Source organism: Bacteroides sp. M10, from assembly GCF_014334015.1.
GTDB lineage: Bacteria > Bacteroidota > Bacteroidia > Bacteroidales > Bacteroidaceae > Bacteroides > Bacteroides intestinigallinarum.
This window is the reverse complement of sequence record NZ_CP060488.1, coordinates 1,180,838-1,198,607: the sequence shown is the minus strand read 5'-3', so window position 1 is coordinate 1,198,607 and position 17,770 is coordinate 1,180,838. Positions and strand designations below refer to the sequence as shown.

The 17,770-nt window shown below is 49.8% G+C and carries 7 protein-coding genes; 6 read left to right on the top strand and 1 reads right to left on the bottom strand.

Annotated elements, in window-relative coordinates:
• Positions 1 to 358 precede the first annotated feature (358 nt).
• Genes H8796_RS04545 through H8796_RS04530 form a run of 4 tightly spaced genes read left to right on the top strand, consistent with a single transcriptional unit; the run spans position 359 to position 9,947 of the window.
• Entirely contained in the window at positions 359 to 3,532 is a 3,174-nt protein-coding gene (locus H8796_RS04545; RefSeq protein WP_117971356.1) for a TonB-dependent receptor, read from the top strand.
• Positions 3,533 to 3,535: 3 nt separating this feature from the next.
• Positions 3,536 to 5,233, top strand: coding sequence for a RagB/SusD family nutrient uptake outer membrane protein (locus H8796_RS04540; protein WP_255502156.1), 1,698 nt, complete (start codon positions 3,536 to 3,538; stop codon positions 5,231 to 5,233).
• 49 nt (positions 5,234 to 5,282) lie between these two features.
• Positions 5,283 to 7,325, top strand: coding sequence for a hypothetical protein (locus H8796_RS04535; RefSeq protein WP_117932699.1), 2,043 nt, complete (start codon positions 5,283 to 5,285; stop codon positions 7,323 to 7,325).
• A gap of 21 nt (positions 7,326 to 7,346) precedes the next feature.
• Entirely contained in the window at positions 7,347 to 9,947 is a 2,601-nt protein-coding gene (locus H8796_RS04530; protein WP_117932701.1) for a hypothetical protein, read from the top strand.
• 109 nt (positions 9,948 to 10,056) lie between these two features.
• Here H8796_RS04530 and H8796_RS04525 read toward each other — a convergent pair whose 3' ends face one another.
• Complete coding sequence (locus tag H8796_RS04525; RefSeq protein ID WP_117932703.1) at positions 10,057 to 11,625, bottom strand: glycoside hydrolase family 43 protein; 1,569 nt, start codon at positions 11,623 to 11,625, stop codon at positions 10,057 to 10,059.
• A 244-nt stretch (positions 11,626 to 11,869) separates the two neighbouring features.
• Between H8796_RS04525 and H8796_RS04520 the strand changes: the two genes are divergently transcribed.
• Positions 11,870 to 13,351 (top strand): cellulase family glycosylhydrolase, encoded by a 1,482-nt coding sequence (locus tag H8796_RS04520; protein WP_117932705.1) that lies wholly within the window; start codon positions 11,870 to 11,872, stop codon positions 13,349 to 13,351.
• Positions 13,352 to 13,604: 253 nt separating this feature from the next.
• A complete protein-coding gene (locus tag H8796_RS04515; protein ID WP_117932707.1) occupies positions 13,605 to 17,663 on the top strand; it encodes a hybrid sensor histidine kinase/response regulator transcription factor in 4,059 nt (1,352 codons plus the stop codon).
• Positions 17,664 to 17,770: the final 107 nt, after the last annotated feature.

Sequence of the window (17,770 nt, the reverse complement as noted above, 5' to 3'; positions counted from 1 at the left end):
TGCAATTGAATACATATGATGCCCCAATAAGATACATTCTATTCTCTATGAGCATCAGGGAGTGACGGCTCCCGCAGACTGGGGAGGTTGATCGAATCCTCACAGAAATCAGGAAAATGTGACGAAACAGATGTATCCGAAAAAGATGGAATGTGCTTTTAGAAAGATATCTCAATGAGATTGGAAACAAATTGTACCTTTTTTTATAACATTTTCATGATGAGGATTAACTAATTTGTATGTTATAAGTAACAATTCCCGAGCCTATTTTCTTGTTTCGTCTCTATATTTGCAGGTGTGTTTTGCAATCAATAAGGAACGCAATAAATCTTTGATATTAACCACTTAAAAATGTACAATGAGAAAAACATTCTTGGAAAAAGTGCATAACCGGTATGTATGGTTATGCCATGTTGCATTGGTGCTGCTATTGCTCGTGCCTGCAACCAATAGCCTTCAGGCTAATCCTTCTCAAAACAAGACCGTCACGGGAACGGTGACGGCAGGTACGGATAACGAGCCGTTGATTGGTGTCAGCGTGCGGGTGAAAGAAGTTATCGGAACGGGTAGCATCACAGATATCGACGGTCACTATTCGGTAAGTGCCGGGCAGGGGCAGACGTTGGTATTCTCTTATGTCGGCTATCAGTCTCAAGAAGTGAAGGTGGGTACGTCTTCCGTTATCAATGTGGTGTTGAAAGAAGACAATGAGGTTTTGGACGAAGTAGTCGTTATCGGGTACGGCGTGCAGAAGAAGAAACTTGTGACCGGCGCCACGGTTCAGGTGAAAGGTGACGATATTGCCAAGCTGAATACCACCAACCCGCTGTCGGCCCTGCAAGGACAGACGCCGGGCGTGAACATCGTTTCCACTTCCGGACAACCCGGCGCCAGCATGAGTGTCACTATCCGCGGTCTGGGCACGGTGGGCAATTCGCAGCCTCTTTACCTGATAGATGGCGTGGGCGGTGACATTACCACGCTGAATCCTGCCGACATCGAAAGTATCGACGTGCTGAAAGATGCGGCTTCGGCTGCTATCTACGGAGCGCAGGCTGCCAATGGTGTAGTTCTAGTCACCACCAAGAGCGGTAAGGAAGGTTCCTGCAAAATCTCTTATGACGGCTTTGCCGGCTGGCAGACGATAGGGCGTAAGTTCCATGTGCTGAATGCCGCCGAGTATATGAGCATCATGGATGAGGCCCGCCTTAATTCGGGTATGTCCCGGGTGGATTGGTCTTCACTCAACTCTATTTACGATGCCAACGGCAATGTACATGATACCGACTGGATTGACCAGGCCATTGATAATGGTGCTTTGACTACCAGCCACAGTCTCTCCTTCACGGGTGGCTCCAAGACATCCACTTACGCCATTTCAGGCGGTTACACCGGTCAGGACGGTCTGATCGGAGGTTCGGATGTCTCTTATTATAAGCGGTATAACTTCCGTGTCAATTCGGAGCATAAGATGTGGAACGGACTGGTGACAATCGGTGAGCATGTGGGCTTTGTCTATAAAGACACGCGCGGCATGAACACGGGAAATATCTGGAATAACAACTTGCGCAGCGCATTCTCGGCTTCTCCTATTACTCCTGTTTACGATGCCGACGGTAATTACAACTCTACGGTCAGTTCCGACTGGAACGTGAACGACGGCAACCCCTACGGAGTGATGATGATGAACCGTTACAACCAGAGTAAGAACGCTTCGTTGGACGCCAATGTCTATGTGCAGGTGGAACCTGTCAAAAACTTGAGGTTCCGCACGGTTTACGGCATTAGCTACGGTGCTTCCGATTATCGCTCTTATACGCCGGAATACCAGTTTACCCCGCAGAGTGCGGTCGCTACCAGCAAAGTGAGCCAAAGTAATGGCAACGGGTTGTCTATGGTATGGACCAATACACTGGCCTATGATTTCAACATGGGCGACGAGCATCATCTGAATGCTTTGATAGGTAGTGAATTGTCTTCTTATGACGGTAGCAGTTCCGGTGGTTCCAATACCGGCCTTATTCCCGGCTTCGATGACTGGGAGCATGCCTATCTTGCCAACACCAACGGTACGGAAAATAAGACCGTGGAAGGGAAGCCTTACGATTCTACCCGCGGCTTGTCTTTCTTTGCCCGTGCAGGCTGGACGTGGAAAGACCGTTATATGGTGAACGCCACCGTGCGTGCCGATGGCTCTTCCAAATTTACCAAAGGGAACCGGTGGGGTTACTTCCCCTCCGTATCCGCCGGGTGGACGCTTTCCGAAGAGCGTTTCATGAAACCGGTGAAATCCTGGCTCGAATACCTGAAGCTGCGTGCCAGCTGGGGGCAGGTGGGTAATGCCAATATCAACTGTTACCAGTATCTGGCTCCGGTGTCTACCACAAATACCAATTATAACTTCGGTGCTTCCGGAGGACAGGAAGGCTGGGTCACCGGTTCCTATACCAGCCGCCTTGCCAATGAAAACGTGAAGTGGGAGACTTCCGAACAGTATAACGTGGGTATTGATGCCCGCTTCCTCAACGGACGTCTCTCGTTTACGGCGGACGGTTACATCAAGAACACCAAAGACTGGCTGGTGCAGGCTCCCGTATTGGCTACGGCAGGTGCCGACGGACCTATCGTCAATGGCGGCGACGTGAAAAACAAGGGTATCGAACTGGGGCTTTCCTGGAACGACCGGATTGGCAGGGACTTCACTTATAACGTAGGTGCTAACTTTTCATACAATCATAATGAAGTGGGCAGTATTCCTACCGAAGACGGCATTATCCATGGCGCCATCAATCAGATATACAGCAATGCCGAAGAATTCTATCGTGCCGAGAACGGTCATGCCATCGGTTACTTCTGGGGATTCAAGACGGCGGGCATTTTCCAGAACACGAAAGAAATCAACGATTGGATTGCAGCGGGGAACGGAGTTTATCAGAGCAGTGTGCAGCCGGGTGACGTGAAGTATGTGGACGTGAACCACGACGGCTCCATTGATGCCAAAGACAAGGTGGATTTGGGCAACGGGCTTCCCAAATATGTATTCGGCCTTAATCTCAACCTGGGTTATAAGGGCTTCGACCTCAGTTTGAATGCAACGGGCGCCGCAGGCTTCCAAATCGCCCAGTCGTATCGCGACCCGAATTCCGCGCAAGCCAACTACAGCCGCCGGATTCTGAACCGCTGGACGGGTGAAGGAACCAGCAACTATATTCCCCGTGTGACTTACAACGATGCGGGCAACTGGCAATTCTCCGACCTTTACTTGCAGGACGGCGACTACATCCGCCTGCAGAACATCACGTTGGGTTACGACTTCAAACGCCTTATCTCTTGGAAAGGCATTTCCAAACTGCGGCTCTATGTACAGGCTCAGAACCTTTTCACGCTGACCAAGTATGACGGTATGGACCCTGAAATAGGTTCGTTCAACGGTACGGACGGCAATAACAACGAGACCTGGGTGTCGGGCGTAGATATGGGTTACTATCCGCATCCGCGCACTTTTATTGTAGGTATTAATCTTGCGTTTTAAACCATGAAAAAGAAAAGTAATATGAACAAACAGATATTAGTCATGGGGGTACTCGCACTGTCGGCTGCGGTCTTCACCTCGTGCGACGATTTCTTTGAGACTTCCTCAAAGGTGACCTTGAATACGGAAACCGCTTACAGCAACCTCGAATCGGCCGAAATGGCATTGGTGGGTTGCTACGATGGCTGGCAGCGCACTGTCTCCGATGAAGGGGTGGGCATGTATCTGGTGGCGGAATTCGCTTCCGAACAGGCTTTTGCCGGTCTCGGCCTTTCCGATGCCAAGAACAACAATGTGATAGACCAGTTCGACTTGGGAATTGCTCCTTCTTACAACGACCTTTTCAATACGGACTGGATAAACTATTACAAGGCGATATTCCGCTGCAACCAACTTATCACGCAGGAGGACAACATCGACTGGGGTGGCGACACCGGTGCGCAAGGACGTGTCATCGGTGAGGCCCGCACTCTTCGCGGCATCCTTTATTTCGATCTCGCCCGTCTGTTCGGTGACGTGCCTTTGCTTACCGTTCCGTCCGAGGAGAACATTCCCCGTTCTCCGGCAAAAGATGTCTATCAGCTTATCTTCGACGACTTCAAGTATGGCGCCGGGCATATTCCTGCCGATGCCTATCCGTTGGCGAACCGTAACACCAACGACGGCCGCATCACCAAGTATGCCGCTGAAGCGCTGATGGCTCGCGCCTATCTTTATTATACCGGTTACTATGGCGAAGAACATCCCGCCTGCACGAAAGCGGAAGCGGTGGCGGCCATCAACGATGTGGTAGATAACGGCGGTTACGAACTGGAAAGCAGCTATGCCGACTTTTGGATGCCGGCTTGCACTGCCGATGCTTCAAGCGGCGACACGTATGCTTGGAAAACCACGTATGCAGGCAAATGGTACGACGGTTCTACCTGGCAGGCCGGTCAGGGCAATCTCTCCAAGGAAATTGTGCTCAATCTGAAGATGAACAGCACTTCTGACTATAACGGCAATGGAGACGGCAATACCTTCTCCGTTTATTTAGGTCCGCGTAACCGAAGCGCAACGGGTGTATGCATTGCCAGCGGCTGGGGAGGCTGCCCGGTAACTCCCGCCTTTGTGGAGCAATATTCCAAAGACCCGCGTTTCAGCGCCTGCGTATGGAGTTGCAGCGAAGCCGGTTTCAATGCCGACATTGCCGACTCTTATGAATACACCGGCTATTACACCCGCAAGTATGCGCCGATGTGCTTTGCCGACGGAACACGTCAAGAGGTAGGATTCGAATTGGGCGAGAAACACATGAACATCACTTACTATCAGGACTACACCATCATGCGTTATGCCGACGTGTTGCTGATGCACTCCGAACTTAACGGGAACAACAGGGGGCTGAATCTGGTGCACCAGCGTGTATATCCCGGTGAATCCTTGCCTTACAGCATCGAGAATATTCGCAACGAACGTGCCATTGAGTTGGCCTTCGAGGGCGTGCACTATTGGGACCTGATGCGCTATGAGAAAGAGGGCGCCTATGCTGCACGAGCCATTGCCGCCGCACAGAACGGCGCTAAGGTAATGACCGGTGGCAACGAGACTACTACTTCTTTCTCCGAGAGCAACTTCACCGCCAAGAAAGGACTGATGCAGATTCCGAGTACGCAAATCACGCTTTCGGGCAACAAGCTTACGCAGAATCCGGGTTGGTAAATCCGGGAAGGTCCGGGCTATTGATGAAAAACATTAAAATTAGTAAGATATGAAATTGAATCGTTATATATATTCGCTCATTGCCGGCTTGATACTGATGCTGTCGGCATGTACGCCTGATAAATACGATATGGGTGGAAAGACCTACGTATCCGGCGATTTGGTGCAGGGCACGGCCTATACGGTCACCATTTCGGGAAATCAGGTACATCTCAAATCGAACATCTCCGGTTGCACCCCGTTGTGGGTTACTCCACAAGGACGATCTCAGGAGAGCGACCTCACTATCGAATTGCCTTTCTCGGGTACTTATGAGGTGACTTTCGGAGCTGAAACTCCCGGTGGCATTGTTTATGGCGAGCCTTATTCTTTCACGTTGGAGCAGAACGACTTCTCGCTGTTGGGTGATGAGAAGTGGTTCCTGCTGGCAGACGAGAATTTCAAGACGGGCGATGCTCTTCCCGATGCTGAAACATTGGCTGCCGGTATCAGCAAGAAGTGGTATCCTTGTGATGGTAACTACGGTATCGGGCAGTGCTCCGGTCCGGTGATGTACCTGTCGCCTTTCGACCCGGACGGTGACGGTGCCGGTTATACCGAACAGGAAGAGGCTGATGCCGTTTATAAGGATATCGTCTTCGGTACGGGCAACTGGAAACCCAACTGGGACCCCGGTTTTCAGGACTGGCTGATTTCAGCTACCGATCCTTACATGGATTCGTATATGATCTTTAGCATGGATGCTTCCGGTGGTTGTGTGGCTACCATGTACCGTGGTGAGAACGGCACGAAAGGGGCCAGCACCGGTTCGAACATGACGGGGAAATTCAACATGAATCTTACCGACAAGACCAAGCCCCTCATCTCGTTCACCGACTGCTATTCCATGCACAACGCAGGCTTCGATGCCGTTTGCTCCAACTATACGCAGGATATTCAGATTGTCGAACTTACTCCTTACATCCTGCAATTGGTGACCAAGCGTACCAATGATGAAGGTAACTGGTACATCGTATGGAACTTCGTTTCCAAAGAAGTGATTGAAACTGCAGGTGAGTGCATTCCGAAGGAAGAAAGCGGGCAGATAAATAAGGTGGAACCCGTATTGCCGGTATTCGACAATTTGCTGACAGACCTTTTCACGACTGAAATCGATGGTGTGTCTTACGTAGGCCAGCAGATGACCTTCAATCTTGATACGGAAGCTCCCTACGACTGGTTGTGGTGGAACGGCTCGCCCGATGTTGCCAAATGGGAAAGCGTGACAGGCGGATCTTACAACTCCACGTGGGCACCTGCCCCGGGCGACGGGACGGAAGACTTCGAACTGATTTTGAGCAAAGCCTCTGACGGCACGTACAAGTACGAATGCGGAGACGTGAGCGGCAATGTGACCATAGCCGGCAACATGATGACCTTTGACAGGGAAATCACCTTCCTTACCGCTTCAAGCGACCAGCGTACTGTCCTGGTGAAGGGCACTTCTTTCCATGTATTGGGCGTAGAGGCTGGCGAAACACTGACTCTCGGCATTCCCGAATCGGTGGACGAGAACGGAGTGGTGAACACTTACCTCGTAGCTAACCTGCTTTACAAGAAGGTATCTTCGGGAACAGCCGGACCTACGGAGGTGAAAGTGGACAACAGTAAGTTACAGGTCATCTTCGGTGACGGCAATCCCGAACGCCTGCGCATCCAGTTCTACAACCCGTGGGTTTCAGACGTGGAGTGGCCTGTCGACATTACCAAGATGAAACTCAAGAAGAATCAGAAGCTCACCATCCAGTATAAGGTGCTTGGCGGTATCACCTGGAATGTAGGAGCGGCTCCCAAGACGGTCATTTTGGACAATAATATCGGAAACACGTGGGAAGACGCTTGCTATGAGCTGGAACATGCCGTCAACTTTGATATGGCTCCGGGTGCGACCCAGACAGTGACTGTGACCAATACTACCGGTGCGACGGTGACTTATGACGGGACAAGCTGCCTCATCATCGGCATCCAGAACAAGGGTAATGCCACGGTGGAAACTTTGGAGGACGGAAGCCCCAACGTTCAGGTAGAAATTGTTTCCATGTTTATTGAGTAATTACATAAATGAATGAGTAGAATGAAAAACAAGATATTATTCGGAATAATGGCTCTCGTCACGGGCGTTTTTATGGCGGGATGCAGTGATGACGATTATGCCATAAGTACACAGCCGTTGCTCACCGACAACTCGGTAGTGACGGGATCGGCAGACGTGACAGCCACTTCGGCCACTCTGCATGGAACGGTATCAGGGCTTGGAGGACAGGCTTCGAGCGCATACACCACTGGTTTTAACTATGGTGAGGATGCCGATGCGTTGACGGAAAAAGTGACGGCTACGGGTGGGGAAAATTTCTCCGCCACCGTAGCGGGCAGTGTCAACCAGACCATCTATTATCAGGCTTATGTCACCCTGCAGGGTAAGGTTACCTACACCGGTGAGGTGAGAAGCTTGGTGCTGACCAATGCTCGCGCCACTACGGGTGATGCCACCCATGCGGGTGCTAACGGGATTACGCTTGCCGGTTCGCTTGCCGATTTCCCCGCAGATGCGGAAAGCGGTATTATGGTGTCGGGTGTGGCAGGTACAGAAAATGTCCGTGCCGGCGTGCGTGTCGCCACTGTTCCCAAAGACAGCTATACGGTAGAGGTGGAAGGTTTGATGCCCGGCACTACCTATTATTATGTGGCTTATCTGGATCTCGGTGCCGGATTAGTCTATGGCAATGTGAAGTCCTTCACGACAGATACCCAGACGTTTGACCTCGATAACGATTTGGTCGATCTCGGCCTTTCCACCAAATGGGCAAAATACAATGTGGGCGCCTCTTCCGAATCTGAAATTGGAGGTTTGTTCGGCTTCGGTGATATGACCGGATTCAATACTAGTCTTGACCCGGCACAATATGCTTCCGCTGACGTTTACAAGACTGCTCTCGACGTGGCATACAAGGCGTTTGAAGGAAAAGTAACGATGCCTACCATTGCGGAATTTGAAGAACTCTTCACTCTCTGTTCCAAAGAATGGACGGAAGTAGACGGTGTGTCCGGCTATAAACTAACCGGTCCCAATGGAAACTCCATCTTCTTGCCGGCGGCAGGTTCGCGCACGCAGGCGGTTGCGGAGGGAGTAGGTACGGAAGGCTATTACCTGTCCGGTTCCATCAATAGTTCCGATTCTCGGTTTGCCATGAGCTACCACTTCAATGCGGGTGCCGGCAGGCGTACCACGACTCCGGTTTATCAGGCACTTGCTGTCCGTCCGGTATCTACGGCTAAGAATGTGAGATTCGACAAAACGTTGCTTTATGGCAAATGGTATATTGATAACGGGCAGGACGGCAAGCAACATGTGTTTGAAGGCCCGTTCACTCAATGGGGCGATACGGATAGCTGGGCTACCGTATCCAACGGACAACCCAATATCGAGCAGCAGATTCACTGGGAAATGGGTACGAATAATGAATGGATAGGTTATACTTACGGCAAGGATTATGGTTACATGGAGTTCTTTGAAGACGGAACAGTGAACATTCACCGTGTGACTGAGGAAGGTGTTCCCACTGACGAAACCGGCAAATATACCATTGATGAGGCCAACAAGGTGATTGACATTGACATCGATGTGCTTTGTGCCAACACTTGGGTAGCCGGAAAGAGTGGTAAGTTGAATATATTGACTTTGACAAGTGACGGCTTGCAGATAGCCCTGCCCAATGGTGACGATTATGCATACTCTGTAAACTATTACAGCCAGCGCAAGGCTGAGGCGGACGCGATGATTCCTGTATCGCTACTCTGTGTGGGAAGTGATTGGAAGGGAACATGGGGAACCGTTGTCAGGCAGATTGACCCTACCAAGTTGGACGGTCAGCATACCTTTACATACGAAGGGGCCTGCAGCGGCGCTATGGTATTTGCGCTCGACTTTCAAGGATTGGCTTCAAAATACCCCAACGTGTTTGTCCGTATCGATGAGATGAAATGCGACGGCAATGCCATTCAGTTCAATGCCAACAATTTTTTCTATGGAGATATTGAGAATAATGGTAATTACCGTATTGAATTGTTCAATATTTGGGGGAAGGGCGCCGCTGGCGACAAGGTGCTGAACAGCGCTTTCAGTGATTCGCAGAATATAGGTTCCGATCCGGCTTTCAACTTCGAAGGCAATCTGGAGATTACCTGTACAATCATTACCGGTGTCGAAGTGGCAAGGGCTTATACCCCGAATTTCGTCACTATTAATCCGGATTGGGGTGGTGATTGGGCTTATAACCAGGGTGCTACGTTCAACGTGAAGTATGAAAACTTTCAATACTCCATTGAGAATCCTATTTTCGACATCAAGTATGAGTCCGCCAACCATGCCGCAGGCGCTATCATGACGTTCGTGCAAGTGGACGATATCTTCCGGTATTTTCCGAAAATGCATGCCGAGTTGGATAATCTCTATTTAGACGACGCTGAAGTGACGGGCTATGACGCAACGAAAGTGGTCGATTCTAATGACGGCAACAACTATCGTCTGGAACTCTGGAACTGCTATGGTAAGACGAAGGATATTGGTTGTGCTTTCGGTACGCCAGAGGGTGATGTCATCAAGGAACTTGGTTTCAATAGCTCTATCAAAGTGAAGTTCACCCTTCACAGCTTGTTTGCCGTTCCCCAATGGTAGCCGTACATACCGGCTGTCGGATCTACGGATAATAGAAAAAATCCGGGATGCCTCCAAGCATCCCGGATTTTGTTTTTTGTCACAGTTTCAAGACGTGGCTTTTGATGCCTTATTTCGCATAGTCGAAGTATTCAAAATCAGCATATGCTCCAGACGCGTCGTCTTTGGTTGTGGTATACAGGCCCAACATGATTCCTGTGAATCCGCCTGCTGTCTCTGTGCTGATGTAATGGGTGTTCATCTTGCCCAATTCTTGGAAATGTTTTCCGTCGGTGGCATATTCGAAGGTGTATAACTCGCTGCTGCCTTTCACCCGTAGTTGTACTTTCTTGTTCCGTGGCAGAATGACTTCTTTCTCTGTGTGTGACAACATTCCCAAGCGGTAGCGGAGCGTCACGGCCTGCTTCCCGTCGGCAAGTTGCTTCACGAAGAGGTCGTAGTGGGCAGGTTCGAACATATAGACCGTCAGTCCGGCTTCATCACCTGCCGTGGCTTTCTGCAACTGCATGGAAGTGGTGGCGCAGAAGCCGATGTGCTCTTGCCGGCGACCTATGAAAGTGGGGCTTTCCGTGTTGTTGTCCAGATTGACGGAAGTAGCTTTCAGGCGTAGTTTACCGGAAGCGAAAGTATAGTTCTCCGGGTGTGGATTGCGAATGTGTACCCATTCATTTCCCAGTTTTCCGTCTTTAAACTCCGTGCGGGTGGGCTTCTCGTCAAAAGGTTGCAGGGGCAGGGTGGGTACGTTCATTTGCAGGGCTATGGTGCCGTCTCCGTTCACCACCGGCCAGGCATTTTGATCCCAGCGGACGGGAGCGAGGAAAGTTTCCCGTCCCAACAGGTGATGGGAGCCGGTTTGCGGACGGAAAGCAAGACAGACCATCCACCAGTTTCCGTCGGAGGCTTGCACGAGGTCGGCATGGCCGGTACCTTGAATCGGACTGTTCTGGGCATTCTTGTTGATGTGGGTTAGGATAGGGTTGGCGGGGTTGCTTTCATACGGGCCATCGATGCTTTGGCTGCGGGCAATGGTCACTTTGTGCCCGTATTCCGTGCCGCCTTCCGAAATCAGTAGGTAATACCAGCCGTCTTTCTTGTAGATGTGCGGCCCTTCGGGATGCCGTCCGCCTGTACCGTTCCAGATGCGTTTGGATTCCGTCAGTTGCTCTCCGGTCAGGGGATTTATCTCGCAAAGCCAGATGCCGACATCGGGATTGCTCACCAAGTAGCATTTACCGTCCTCGAAGTAGAGGGAGGGATCGATGCCGCCTTGCTTCAGCCAGACAGGTTCGGACCACTCGCCGCGTGGGTCGGTGGTGTGGACAATGAAGTTTCCTTTATCGGACACGTTCGTGGTAATCATGTAGAACGTGCCGTCGTTGTAGCGAATGGTGGGTGCATAGATGCCGCCCCAGGCACTGGAGGAATGAAGCGGCAGTTGTGAGGGACGTGTCAGGCAGTGGCCTATCTGCTCCCAGTTCACAAGGTCGCGGCTGTGGAACAGCGGTACGCCGGGGAAGTACTGGAAACTACTGTTTACCAGATAGTAATCGTCCGCCACCCGGCAAATGCTGGGATCGGGATGAAAGCCGGGGATGATGGGGTTTTGATAGCCTTGTCCGTTTTGGGCGAAACAGGAGAGATGGAAAACCAGTCCGAAGAGTAGTATACATTTTTTCATCGGTACATAAATGTTTTAAATGGTTATTAGCTTGTTTTGTGCCCGCAGGCATCTATACAAAAATAATGCATATTTCCCTTTTTTGCAAGCTAAAAGGACCCTGGAACGGGCGTATGTCCGCCATAGATTACTTTTTGATCCCGGTAAGAAACAAATGATACCCCTTCGAGCAACATCTGATAACCTGATTCTCGTTGCTTTTCATTACTTTTGACATCAAAGATTAACCATAAGTTTAAGTAAAATGATGAATACTATTAAACATTTCAGTTTTGTTGCTGTATTTCCAGCATTCCTTTTCTTTTGTATGCTCATCGCGTGTTCCGATGACGAAAGCAGTCCGATCACTCCTGCCGTACATATTGTTGCCGGTACAGTCGATGTTCCGGTGGAAGGCCGGGAAGAAATCCTGTTGCTTACTGCCGATGCCGCCGTTACCGTTAGTAGTGACGTTTCTTGGTGTGTAATCTCGGAAAAGGCGGAAAACGGTATAAGCTATTATGCTACGATGGCTGCTAATGCCGAAACCTCACCGCGCGAAGCGAAAGTTACTGTCAAAAGCGACAACATTGCGTTGGCGCGGGTATTGATTAAACAGAGTCCCAAAATTGCAGTAGAACCGGAGATTCCGGCGGGTTCCATGGAAAGCGATGCCAAAACCTTGGCGGCAAAGATTTTTGCAGGCGTCAATATTGGCAATACGTTGGAGGCTACCGGAGGCGAGACCAGCTGGGGAAATCCGCAGATAAGTGAGGCTTACATCAAGGGGCTGAAAGCGTTGGGCTTCAACGCCGTGCGCATTCCTTGTGCTTGGAATTCCCATCTCTCTAATGAAACGACAAATCAGATAGATGTCGCATGGCTGAACCGTGTCAGCGAAGTGGTAGGCTATTGCGTGGCAAACGATATGTATGCCATTCTTAACATCCACTGGGACGGCGGTTGGCTGGAAGACCATATCTTGGGCGGTTACAGCGAGGCGCTGAATACCAAGCAGAAAACCCTGTGGACGCAGATTGCCACCAAGTTGAACGATTACGACGAGCACCTGCTCTTTGCCGGAAGCAACGAGTTGGGCATGAATGAAACCAGCAGTACGAATAACGAATTTAAGAATGTGGAAGACATTCGCACCATTATGAAATATGAACAGGCATTTGTGGATGCCGTTCGTGCCACCGGTGGAAATAACGCCACCCGCTGCCTGATAGTACAGGCTCCGGCTACCAGAATAAGCGATGCCGTGGCAGGAGTCTATGCCATGCCGACGGATGTGGTGGAGAATCGCTTGATGGTGGAGTTTCACTTCTACGAGCCGTATAACTTCTGCTTGATGGAAGAGGACGCCGACTGGGGTAAGACATTCTGGTACTGGGGCAAGGACAACACGGTGACCGGGTCGGAACACAACGCTACATGGGGCGAAGAGGAGTATGTGAAAGAACAGCTTGCCAAGATAAAGGCGCACTTTGTAGACCAGGGCTATCCTGCCGTTTTGGGCGAGTACAGTGCCATGAAGCGTACCGTGAGCGAGAATCAGGAAATGCACAACAAGAGCCGTGCTTACTGGAACGAAGTGGTTACCCGGGAAGCAAAAGCCCATGGTTGCCTGCCCTTCTACTGGGAGACGGGCGGTGACATCAACCGTACTACCGGGGCAGCAAAAGAAGATTATGCCATTGAAGGTATCATGAAGGGAGCTGCAGCCGGCAATTATCCTTTCTGATGGTGGAATTGACAACAGCATAAAATATTTTGATAAGTTTTTGGATGTAAGTCTTTAGAGATATAAGCTTATTGAATATTTTTGATTGGTTTCGGAGAAGCTTATCTGCAAGGTATATGCTTCTCCGTGTTTCTTGATGTTTAGGGAATAAATAAATCAAGAGGCACCTGATAAAAGCTTCGGATTTTCTTGTTTTTCTGTGAGCTTTTTCTTTTTTTTGCAATAAATGAGACTTTGCTTATCTCTAAATAATATGAAAAAATTATTACTGTTTATTTTGTGCGTCTGGTCGGTATGCTTGAAGGTTTCTCCACACGATTATATGTTCAAGCATCTGGAAGTAAAGGACGGCCTTTCCAATAATCAGGTCAATGCCATCTATAAGGATTCACACGGATTCATGTGGTTTGGCACGGCGTCCGGATTGAACCGGTATGACGGTTACGATATCCGTGTCTACCGTAGCCAGAAAGATGACGAGACTTCTCTGCCGGACAATTACATTGAAGACATTCAGGAAGATGCATCCGGAAATCTGTGGCTGCGCACGGGAGCGGGCTATGCCATTTATCGCTCGGATTCCGACACTTTCGACCGTAATATGAAAAATTGGATGGAGAATATCGGCATAGACGGAGAGCTTTCGGCAGTCTATATCGATCAGGAAAAGTCTTTCTGGGTGAAAGTGCCGGGAAAAGGAATCTATTGTTTGGAGGAAGGAAAGAAGAGTGCCGTGTTGGTTAAGGGAACCGGTGCCTTGCTGGCAAATGCCGATGTCTCCGATATGGCGGAATGCGGCGAAGGCCTCTTGTTGGCTTTCTATGACGGAACTTTGGCTTGTCTGGATAAGGAAAAGCTGGGAGTGAAATGGGTTACTGAAGATATTGCTCGCCATTGGGAAAGGGAAAAGGAGGAAGTGTTTACTTTATTTGTAGACCACGATGAACGTATATGGATGTATGGCGTGGAAGGCATGTGGGTTTACCATCTTTCCCGCAAAGCTTGGGAGACCTGTTCCGGCGGAAACGGAAATTATAGCAGTATCGTGCGTGCCGTCTCGCAGGATAACTATGGCAATATCTGGATAGGGCGGGATCAGGATGGCATTGAGGTGGTGAGAAAGAACGGGAAGATCCTCCGGCTGATGAACGACCCTAATGATGACCGCACGCTCTCGAACAATACGGTGACCGCGCTCTATACCGATGCGGCCGGTACGGTATGGGCGGGAACATACAAGAAAGGCGTGTCGTATTATAATGAAAGCAGCTTCAAGTTCGGCTTTGCTAATGTAGGCGATATCAATTGCGTGGAAGACGGTCCGGGAAATATTGTTTGGTTGGGGACGAACGATGGCGGATTGATTCGTTGGAATATGCTGACGGACGAGCGGAAAGTATTTCTGCATACGGCGGATTCCCGTTCCATCTCGAGTAACGTAATCGTATGTCTTCTGCGCGACAGCAAGGAGCGTTTGTGGGCAGGAACTTTTTGGGGAGGTCTGAACTGCTACGATGGAAACCGTTTTGTGCATTACCGTGCCGGCGAGGCAGGCACCCATTCGCTGGCTTGCGACAATGTGTGGGCATTGGCCGAAGACGCCGAAGGCAATATCTGGATCGGTACTTTAGGCAAAGGGCTGCAATGCCTGAACCCTGAAACGGGAACTTTTACGACCTATACCACCGGAAACTCTGATCTGGTATCCGACTATGTATTCTCTCTTTGCATCGGGCGCGATCACATGCTGTATGTGGGTACGACAGCGGGTCTGGCTGTCATAGACTTGAATATGCGGACGATTACAAACGTCACCGGTACGAAGTCCGGTAAGGCGTTTTTTTCTCATTTGATTATCAACCAGGTGTATGAAGACAGCCGCGGATTGCTTTGGCTGGCCACGCGCGAGGGACTCAATGTTTACGACCTGAAGCGGGACGAACTCTACGAGGTTCCTATCAAGCGGGATTTCTCAAAACTGCCGATATTGGGCATTACGGAAGGTGACAATAAAGACATGTGGGTAAGTACGGGAGGTGAACTGATAAATGTGGTCTTACAGGTGGACAGCAAGACGGAGCATCCTGTCTTTCGCTGCTATGCCTATAACGACAAGGACGGGTTGCAGAGCTGTGATTTCAACCAGCGTTCGCTCAAGCGCCTGCATACGGGAGAAATCGTGTTGGGCGGCCTGTATGGGTTGAACCGTTTCTATCCCGACAACATAAAGTACAACCGCACTCTTCCCAAAGTAATGTTCACCGGATTCCAGCTCTTCAATGAGGATGTAAAGGTGGGCGGCGAATATGCGGGGCGCGTGCTGTTGAAGAAAGCCTTGAATGAGACGGAAGAAATCGTTTTGGATTATAAGCAGAATGTTTTTACGGTATTCTTCGCTTCGGACAATTATGTGTTACCCGAAAAGACCGGCTACTTTTACAAACTGGAAGGATTTAATGACGACTGGCTGGCGAGTACCGCCGATATGCACCGTGTGACGTATACCAATCTGGCTCCTGGCACGTATACCCTTAGGGTGAAGGCAGTCAATAGCGATGGATATAAAGGGACCGATGAAGCCCGCTTGAAGATAGTGATTCTTCCCCCTTTCTGGATGACTCCGTGGGCTTACGTTCTTTACGTACTTTTGCTTGCTGGAATCCTTTTATTTGTATTCTATTCCGTGCAGCGCAGGGAACGAAATAAGTTCAAGATACGCCAGATGGAAGAGGATGCAAAGAAGAAAGAGGAACTGAATCAGATGAAATTCCGCTTCTTCACGAATGTCAGCCATGAGCTGCGCACGCCGCTCACGCTGATTATATCTCCTTTGGAGGGTATGATGAAGGAGATGACAGATGAGAAACTGCAGAACAAGTTACAGCTGATGCACCGTAATGCCGTGCGATTGCTGAATTTGGTCAACCAGCTGCTCGATTTCCGCAAGAACGAGATGTCGGGGATGCACCTGTCTTTATCCGAAGGGGATATTGTGGCATTTATACGCAATATCTGTACTTCTTTCCTGATGCTTTCCGAGAAAAAACATGTGCATCTGACCTTCTATGCCGGCATGGAGTCACTGAATATGTTGTTTGATGAAGACAAGATAGGTAAGACTGTGATGAACTTGTTGTCGAACGCTTTCAAGTTTACTCCGGAAGGAGGGCGGGTGGATGTGGCGTTGGAGATGCAGCAGGAAAAGCCGGACAGGCTGTCGATAAAGGTTTCGGATACCGGTATCGGTATCAAGGACGAAGACAAGGAACGGATTTTTGAACGGTTTTATCAGGTGGAACAGGAGGCGTCGGATCATCATCAGTCTACGGGAAGCGGTATCGGCTTGAGCTTGGTGCGTGATTTTGTGATGTTGCACGGAGGATCGGTACGGGTGGTGGATAATGTCGGTTCGGGAAGCGTGTTTTTGATTGAACTGCCTGTCAAGCGCTGCAAGCGGGAGGAATTGTTGTCCGGTAGGGAAGAAGAAATCCCCTTGGAAGAACTTCCGGATGAGGAAGAGGGTGAGGAAGAAGACGGAAGCGAAAGGGAAAAGCCGCTGGCGGTGATTGTAGATGACAACGCAGACTTGATTGAGTTCATGAAAGAAAGTCTGAACTTGTATTTCCGGGTGCAGTCGGCTTCCAACGGCCGCGAGGCTTGGTCGATGATACCCGAACTGATGCCGGATATCATCGTCAGTGACGTGATGATGCCCGAGATGGACGGTAACGAGTTGTGCCATTTGGTGAAGACGGACAAGCGTACCAGTGTCATCCCGGTGATATTGCTCACAGCTAAGCAGGCGGTGGAAGACAAGGTGGAGGGACTGACTATCGGTGCGGACGACTACATGACAAAACCTTTCATGGTGGAGATACTGATACTGCGTATGCGTAAACTGATAGAACTGAGTGGTAGAAACCGGACTGACAAGATAAAGACGCGCATTGATCCTGAACCGAGCGAGATTGCCATCACCTCAATGGACGAGAAGTTGGTAGAGAATGCTATCAAATATGTGGAGGAAAACATTGCCCGTTGCGATTTGTCGGTGAAGGAATTGAGCCATGAGCTGGGTATGAGCAGGGTGCATCTTTATAAAAAACTATTACAGATAACAGGTAAGACCCCTATTGAATTTATTCGTGTAATCCGCTTGAAGAGGGCGGCGCAATTATTGCGTGAAAGCCAGCGGAATGTGTCGGAGATAGCCTATCAGTGTGGTTTTAACAACCCGAAGTATTTCAGTAAATATTTCAAGGATGAATTTGGTGTTTTGCCCTCTGTTTACCAGGAAAAAGAAGGGAAATAACAAATGATACCTCTGAAAAAAACATATCGTCCGGTCACTGTTTAAAAGTTCCCCTTCTATAAAACATTAGAAGGGGAACTTTTCATTTATAGTACTTACTTTTGCGA